Annotated in this window: 9 protein-coding genes and 1 pseudogene; 1 reads left to right on the top strand and 9 read right to left on the bottom strand. The window is 52.5% G+C overall.

Translation table 11 applies throughout. The annotated features are described in order from the left end of the window. From cofG to Q7V06_RS07720, 3 genes and pseudogenes are all read right to left on the bottom strand, one after another. Positions 1-270 (bottom strand): annotated as a pseudogene (gene cofG / locus Q7V06_RS07730) (7,8-didemethyl-8-hydroxy-5-deazariboflavin synthase subunit CofG); the annotation flags it as partial. Between the two features lie 18 nt (positions 271-288). Then, entirely contained in the window at positions 289-768 is a 480-nt protein-coding gene (locus Q7V06_RS07725) for an RDD family protein (RefSeq protein ID WP_304840256.1), read from the bottom strand. Between the two features lie 71 nt (positions 769-839). Beyond that, entirely contained in the window at positions 840-2,288 is a 1,449-nt protein-coding gene (locus tag Q7V06_RS07720; protein WP_370650830.1) for a SulP family inorganic anion transporter, read from the bottom strand. A gap of 226 nt (positions 2,289-2,514) precedes the next feature. Here Q7V06_RS07720 and Q7V06_RS07715 point away from each other — a divergent pair, with 226 nt between their 5' ends. Next, positions 2,515-2,940 carry a universal stress protein gene (locus tag Q7V06_RS07715; protein ID WP_304840252.1) on the top strand — a complete coding sequence of 142 codons (426 nt, stop codon included), beginning with the start codon at positions 2,515-2,517 and terminating at the stop codon, positions 2,938-2,940. Positions 2,941-2,964: 24 nt separating this feature from the next. On the opposite strand, the gene Q7V06_RS07710 is transcribed toward Q7V06_RS07715, so the two are convergent. From Q7V06_RS07710 to Q7V06_RS07685, 6 genes are all read right to left on the bottom strand, one after another. After that, positions 2,965-3,315, bottom strand: coding sequence for a putative zinc-binding protein (locus Q7V06_RS07710; protein WP_304840250.1), 351 nt, complete (start codon positions 3,313-3,315; stop codon positions 2,965-2,967). Beyond that, positions 3,312-3,719, bottom strand: a complete 408-nt coding sequence (locus tag Q7V06_RS07705; protein ID WP_304840248.1) for an arsenate reductase ArsC — start codon at positions 3,717-3,719, stop codon at positions 3,312-3,314. The genes Q7V06_RS07710 and Q7V06_RS07705 overlap by 4 nt, the downstream gene beginning before the upstream one ends. Positions 3,720-3,825: 106 nt before the next feature. Next, the gene (arsB, locus tag Q7V06_RS07700) at positions 3,826-4,905 is read right to left on the bottom strand and encodes an ACR3 family arsenite efflux transporter (RefSeq protein WP_370650829.1); all 1,080 of its coding nucleotides are present in this window, start codon (positions 4,903-4,905) and stop codon (positions 3,826-3,828) included. A gap of 23 nt (positions 4,906-4,928) precedes the next feature. Continuing rightward, complete coding sequence (locus Q7V06_RS07695; RefSeq protein ID WP_304840244.1) at positions 4,929-5,363, bottom strand: putative zinc-binding protein; 435 nt, start codon at positions 5,361-5,363, stop codon at positions 4,929-4,931. A gap of 2 nt (positions 5,364-5,365) precedes the next feature. Then, positions 5,366-5,602, bottom strand: a complete 237-nt coding sequence (locus tag Q7V06_RS07690) for a thioredoxin family protein (RefSeq protein WP_304840242.1) — start codon at positions 5,600-5,602, stop codon at positions 5,366-5,368. A 56-nt stretch (positions 5,603-5,658) separates the two neighbouring features. Further along, positions 5,659-6,732 carry a permease gene (locus tag Q7V06_RS07685; RefSeq protein ID WP_304840240.1) on the bottom strand — a complete coding sequence of 358 codons (1,074 nt, stop codon included), beginning with the start codon at positions 6,730-6,732 and terminating at the stop codon, positions 5,659-5,661. Positions 6,733-6,827 lie beyond the last annotated feature (95 nt).

The raw sequence follows: 6,827 nt of genomic DNA, 5'->3' as shown, positions 1-6,827 counted from the left end.
ATAGCAGTAGTCCAGAATATCATCGTACCCGATCTTCTTCAGATATTTGTTAAATCCGTCGACCTCTCCGGGACGTTCCCCGAAGGTGAAGAGTGCCTCGGTACATCCTGCCTCTTTCCCACGCCTGAGGGTCTCCCGTGCAGCTTCCGGCTCCATGACACATCCTTCCTGCACCGGTGTCCTGAATGAACAGTATCCGCACCGGTTTTTGCAGACCGTTGTCAAAGGAAGGAAGACATTCTTAGAGTAAGTGATGGTGTGGCGTTGCATGATCATTGATCCTCTGAATTATTCGTCCACATGGATGTACCTGACCCCCTCGGGTTCACGGTAGTCGGTTCTGATAACGATCGTCTCCGAGAGCCTGTTTGTTAGGCGAAGACCGGTCCCCGGCATGGCAAGCCACCCGATGAGGCAGTCGAGCGGGAGGAGGAAGGCCTTTCCAAACGCTGAGACTGCGGCTTTCGGGATGCCTGCGGGATCGCCTTTACGATCGGTGAGTCTCAGGTTTAAGACCATCTTCCCGATGGACTGGCCAGTGATACCTTCCATCAGTGTCCAATAGAGGAAGAGTACAACACCGTTTGACCAGAATGGAATTGGTATAAGGAACGGACCCGGCAGGCCGAAGAAGATGGCGTCTGCATTGAGTCCGAGCAAAGAGAGGAGGGCGCGTTCAATAACTCCGACACATACCGAGACGATGATGATATCGATGATCCAGGCGCCAAGACGGCTCTCCCATCCGGCGATGCGTAGTTCTACCATTGATGATCTCAGATATGTCTTCGATTCAGATCAGATGTATCCTTCGTTTAAAAAAATCAGGATGGATGAGTTCAGGAGAAGCCACGATCAAGGGTCTCCTGACTCTCCGGATTTAAGCCGATGACATAGACCGACTTGCCCTGTTGCTGGTACCTGTGGATCACCCGTGTTATTGCTTCGACCCCGGACTGGTCCCAGATATGGGAGTTTGAGAAGTCGATCTCTACTCTCTCCGGGTCGTTTGTATAGTCGAAGAGGTCCATGAATGATGACATCGTGCCGAAGAAGAGCTGGCCTTTCATCATATACACCTTAACGCCATCCTTTCGGATGGTGCTTGTTGCAGAGATGACCGAGATCTTCCATCCGAAGATGAGGAGGGCGAGGATAACACCCGCAATGACACCTTTAGCCAGATCGTGGGTATAGACGACGATTGCGACTGTTACGATCATGACTGCTGCATCGCCGCGTGGAATCTTATGCAGGGTTTTGATCGAATCCCATTCGAAGGTGCTGATGGCGACGATGATCATCACGCCGACGAGTGCAGCCATCGGGATCTGGGCGACGATATCGCCAAAGACGATGATCAGGGTGATCAGAAAGAGTCCGGCGACGAGGGATGAGAGCCGACCGGTTCCACCGGACTTGATATTGATGATCGACTGGCCGATCATCGCACATCCGGCCATCCCTCCGAAGAAGCCTGCGACACAGTTTGCCAATCCCTGCCCCCGGACCTCCTGATCCTTATCACTCTTTGTATCGGTCATCTCATCGACGATAGAGGCGGTCAGGAGGGATTCGAGCAGTCCGACGATGACGAGGGTTGCTGAGTAGGGGAGGATGATGAGGAGTGTCTCAAGGGTGAGTGGAACAGCCGGCAGGTGGAAGATCGGGAGTGCCCGGGTGATATCCCCCATCCCTCCGACGGTGAGGATGTCAAGTTTCAGTATAACTGCAGCAGCGGTGGCGATGACGATTGCAACAAGGGCTGGTGGTACCGCTTTTGTTAATCGGGGGAGGATGACGATGATTGCCATCGTCACCGCGACGAGGATATAGACTGCAGGTGATACCCCGACGAGGAAGGGGATCTGTGCGATGAAGATGAGGATTGCAAGCGCATTGATGAACCCGAGGACGACTGAGTACGGGATGAACTTCACGAGCTGTCCGACATTGAGGAAACCGAGTGCTAACTGCAAAATACCGGTCAGGATGGTTGCGGCAAGGAGGTATTCAAGGCCATGATCACGGACGAGGACCACCATGACAAGGGCCATTGCACCGGTTGCAGCAGAGATCATCCCGGGCCTGCCGCCTGCAAAAGAGATGACGACAGCGATGCAGAACGAGGCGTACAACCCGACCATCGGATCGACCCCTGCAATGATGGAAAATGCGATCGCCTCAGGGATGAGGGCAAGAGCAACTGTCATCCCGGCAAGAGTATCCCCCTTGATGTTTGAGAGCCAGGTCTTCTTCAGCGCGTTAATGGATAAGAGATTATTCAAATTCACGGGATATCCTCTTGATAAGATTATGTAGATCCTCTATAGATCATTAGTATCTCTTTGTTTCTAAGGTGGGTTTTATATAGTCATTCATTTACATTAAAGTATCTCGAAAGTGGGCTGAGATACTCCGACATGGTTTTATAAGCTGGAGTACCTCTCTTTACCACAGGAATGTTGGGTTTTCCGCCCCTCTATGACCGGTATCCACACAATGGAGGTTCTCATGTTTCAGACAATACTTCTTGCAATAGATGGCTCAGAGAATGCAAGGCGGGCAGCTGAGGCTGCGTGTGGCCTTGTCAGGGTAATCAACGGTGCTTCGCTTGTGGTTGTCTATGTTGCACCTAATCCTCCGTCCCAGTCACGCATCATGAAGGCGGACTTTGATGTCCATACCCTCCTCCTTGAGGATGCACAAACGGTCGCCGGACAGACCCTTGAATACATCCGGAACGCCTCCGTCCCCTATACGCTCGAAGCTGGTATGGGTGATCCCGCAACTGAGATCCTCAAGATCGGAGAGAAGATCAAAGCGGGCCTGATTGTCATTGGAAGCCGGGGATTGGGTTCTTTGAAGGGTGTTGTCCAGGGGAGTGTCAGCCAGAAGGTGGCACAGCTTGCCGCCTGTCCGGTCATGATCGTAAAATAGTTATTTTCGTCGGTGGAGGGTTGTTTATTCCTTCCGTATCGCCTTTTGAACAGTTAATGTGAGATCTTCGATCTCTTTATACTGCGGATCATCCATACCTCTTTTCTTGATCCCGCAGTCGGTTGCGATGATATGGATATCCGGTTCTTTATCACACTGATGGAGCTTTTTCAGAGCGCAACAGTCGCTGCATCCGTCAAGGACGAGGATCTTCTCTGCATCCATCAGGGCATCATCAAGGACCCCCCTCTCCGTTATCGCAGGGATGCAGGCTTCGATCTCTCCTCCGGATCTCTGAAGGAGTGCAACACCACACTGGGTGGTCAGTTTCCCGGTGTTTGAGATGCCGGAGCAGGTGATGATAGTATACCTCATACTTCCCCGAGGTTTTCATCAATCCATCCGGTGATCGCATCCCTGATCTCCCGTATCCCTGCCATCACCTCATCATCTGTTCCGGTGACAGCTTTTGGATCAGGGAAGGTCTGGTGGATCGTCTCTTTCGCCCAGGGGAAGAGCGGGCAGGTACCTGAGTCACAGAGGGTGATGAGCAGGTCCATCTCGATGCCGTCAAACTGATCGATCAGCTTCGGGGTATGTCCTGAGATATCAACACCAATCTCCTGCATTGCCTGGATGATGAGAGGGTTCATTCTGCTGGCAGGTTCTGATCCGGCTGAGAATGCGGAGTAGCGGTCGCCGTACGTTGCGTTCACATATCCTTCGGCCATCTGCGACCGACCGGCATTATGGGTACAGACAAAGAGTATCTTCTTCATTTTTTTATCACCCTGGATTGATAGTGTGGGGTCTTCCCTGATGGATGTCTCTTTTCGATCCAAAAGGATAGTGTAGTGGTTCTGGATCTTCCTGTATTATAGATCTTCATACTGTTTCACCCCGAAAGATTCCTTTCGTTCTCAGGCAGACTTTCACCAGCATCAGCATCAGCGGCACCTCGATCAGCACCCCAACAACGGTTGCGAGTGCCGCACCTGATGAGAGGCCAAAGAGGATGACGGCGGTTGCGATCGCCACCTCAAAGTGGTTCGATGCACCGATCAGCCCGACAGGCCCTGCATCTTCATAGGGTAACCTGAAGAACCGTGCAAGGATGAAGTATCCTGTAACAAAGATCAGAAGCGTCTGTATCGTCAGCGGGATTGCGATCCAGAGGATCGTCAGTGGGTTCTCGACGATGACGTCTCCTTTGAAACTGAAGAGGAGGACGAGCGTTCCGAGGAGGGCGATTATTGAGACAGGTGTTAAGTAATGGAGGAACTGCGTCTCAAACCATGCCTTCCCTTTGTACTGCAGAATCCATCTTCTGGTGAGATATCCTGCTGCAAGAGGGAGGGCGACATAAACGGCGACAGAGAGGAGGATCGTCTCCCAGGGGATCGGCATCGCAGCGACTCCGAGGAGAAATCCCCCAAGTGGTGCATAGAGGGCGAGCATTACAAGTGAGTTGATCGCAACCATCACGAGTGTTAACCCCTGGTTTCCCTTCGCAAGGTATCCCCACATCAGCACCATCGCTGTACAGGGGGCGATTCCAAGGAGGATACAGCCTGCGATGTAGCTCTGGTAGAGGTACACCTCACTCCCATCGAGGAGGATCTCGGTTCCCGGCAGGAAGTCGATGAAGAGGTACCCAAGGAAGAAGGTGGCGATCGCAAACATCGTGAAGGGTTTGATCGCCCAGTTGATCAGGAGAGTGAGGGCGACCGGCTTTGGTGTCTTTGCGGCCTTCATCACCTCCCCAAAGTCGATCTTGACCATGATCGGGTACATCATGAAGAAGAGGGCGATCGCAATCGGAATTGAGATCTGATAGACCGAAAAAGAATCGAGGGTGACGGCAACTCCTGGTGCCAGTCTCCCAAGGGCTATTCCCCCGATGATACAGAGCATAACCCAGAGAGTGAGGTACTTCTCAAAGGTACTGAGCTGTCGTCCCTCCATCGTCTCTCCCTCCTGAAGAGTTTTTATCTGCACCCGCACCCAGAACCACACTGTTTCGAACAGGTGGTTCCTTTCCCTTCCCAGACGGCAGATACGACCGTCTCGATATCTTCATCCGAGTAGTCTTTTGACCCTGCCTTTGTGATGCCGAGTTCGGTAACGACGATATGCTGATCGATTGCAACTCCTTGCTCCTCTGCAATCTTTCGGCCACATTGAACCTGACACCCGTCGAGGATGAGGATCTCATCAGAAGAAGCAATGTTCTTCATAAGCCCTTCAGCGCCGGTTGCAAGGAGTGCAACACAGGAAGCTCCGCCGTATCCCTCTTCAGTGAGCTGAATTGCGGCACAATTTGTTATCTGACCGACATTTGCAACGCCGGCACAGGGGAAGATGATCCGTTTGACGGGAAGTGCGTCTGTGGACCCGCATGAGCAGGTCGGCTGCTCTGCCATTCTTACGCACCTCCGAGGATCGCCTTGATCTCAGCAACATCCGCAACCCTTCCCGAGACCTTCAGTTCGCCATCGACCATAAGTGCCGGGGTCAGCATCACATCACGCTCCATGATGGCGGTGATATCCTCCACCTTCACGATATCGGCTGAGATGCCGAGTTCGGAGACTGCTTTTTCGACATTCTTTGCAAGGCGTTTACATTTCATGCATCCGGTTCCAAGAATTTCTACCTTCATGATTATCACCTGATTTTTGTTATTTGAGTTCTTTGTTCGTGTACCGCTCATTTTCTTCATCCCATAATAAGTCCGTAGGCAAACCCGGCAAGGGCCGAGAAGATGATCACAAGTACTGCATAGACGAGCGTCTTCTTCATCCCCATGATCCGTGAGATGACGAGGAGTGATGGGAGGCTGACGCTTGGTCCTGAGAGGAGGAGTGCGAGTGCCGGCCCCTGTGCCATCATCCCGGAGGTGTAGCCGAAGGTGGTTCCGATCACCGGCACCTCAAGGAGCGTCGGCATGTACAGGATTGTGCCGATGAATGAGGCGAGGAGTGTCGATTCGATGGAGTTTGTTCCAAAGAACGGCTGAAACGTCTCTGGAGGGAGGAAGAAGGCAAGCATCCCGAGTGCAAATGTACCGATGAGCAGGATCGGAAAGATCTTCTTTGTGAGGTCCCATGTCTCCCATCCCCACTCGGTCACCTCGTCCCGCTCAAAGAAGTAGATCAGGATATATGCCACCCCGAGCGTCAGGGCATAGATGATCGGGAATTTGATCATCCAGTCGATCTGTGCAGTGCCTGTGATCAGGATGCCTATGAGGAAGATGAAGAAGAGAGGGATCACCCATCGGGGGCGTTCTGCCTGCTGACCTGCGGGAGCCTGTGGCATCGCCGCCATCTTCTTCTTCGTCTCAGCATCATGGGATGAGAAGAGTACAGCCATGATCAGACCGATGACGATCGCGAGGATGATGGCAAAGATCGCCCTCGCAAGACCGAGATCAAATCCGAGCACCTTTGCAGTGTACACAATAGCAAGGATGTTGATCGCAGGTCCCGCATAGAGGAAGGTTGTGGCAGGTCCTATGCCGCTGCCCCGTTTGAAGAGTCCTGCGAACATCGGAAGGATGGTGCAGGAGCAGACCGCAAGGACGGTGCCTGAGACTGATGCAAGCCCGTAGGCAACGCTCTTCTTTGCATCAGGGCTGAAGTACTTCAGGATCGCCTCCTTCTGTATGAGTGCTGCGATTCCTCCGGCGATGAAGAAAGCCGGGATGAGGCAGGTGACAACATGTTCTGCGAGGTACTCTACGAGTGTCGTCCACCCCATCAGGAGTGAACCGGTTATGAGATCAATCATGGTATTTTGCATCTCCGCTGTTCATTACAATGCATTGCATTCTCTCGTCTCCGAGTATCATGATAATATCACCTGGAATAGGACACCAGCAGTGA

Source organism: Methanocalculus sp. (assembly GCF_030651615.1).
Classification (GTDB): Archaea; Halobacteriota; Methanomicrobia; order Methanomicrobiales; family Methanocorpusculaceae; genus Methanocalculus.
Note: the sequence above shows the minus strand (reverse complement) of the source record. Positions and strands in the feature narration are given on the sequence as shown.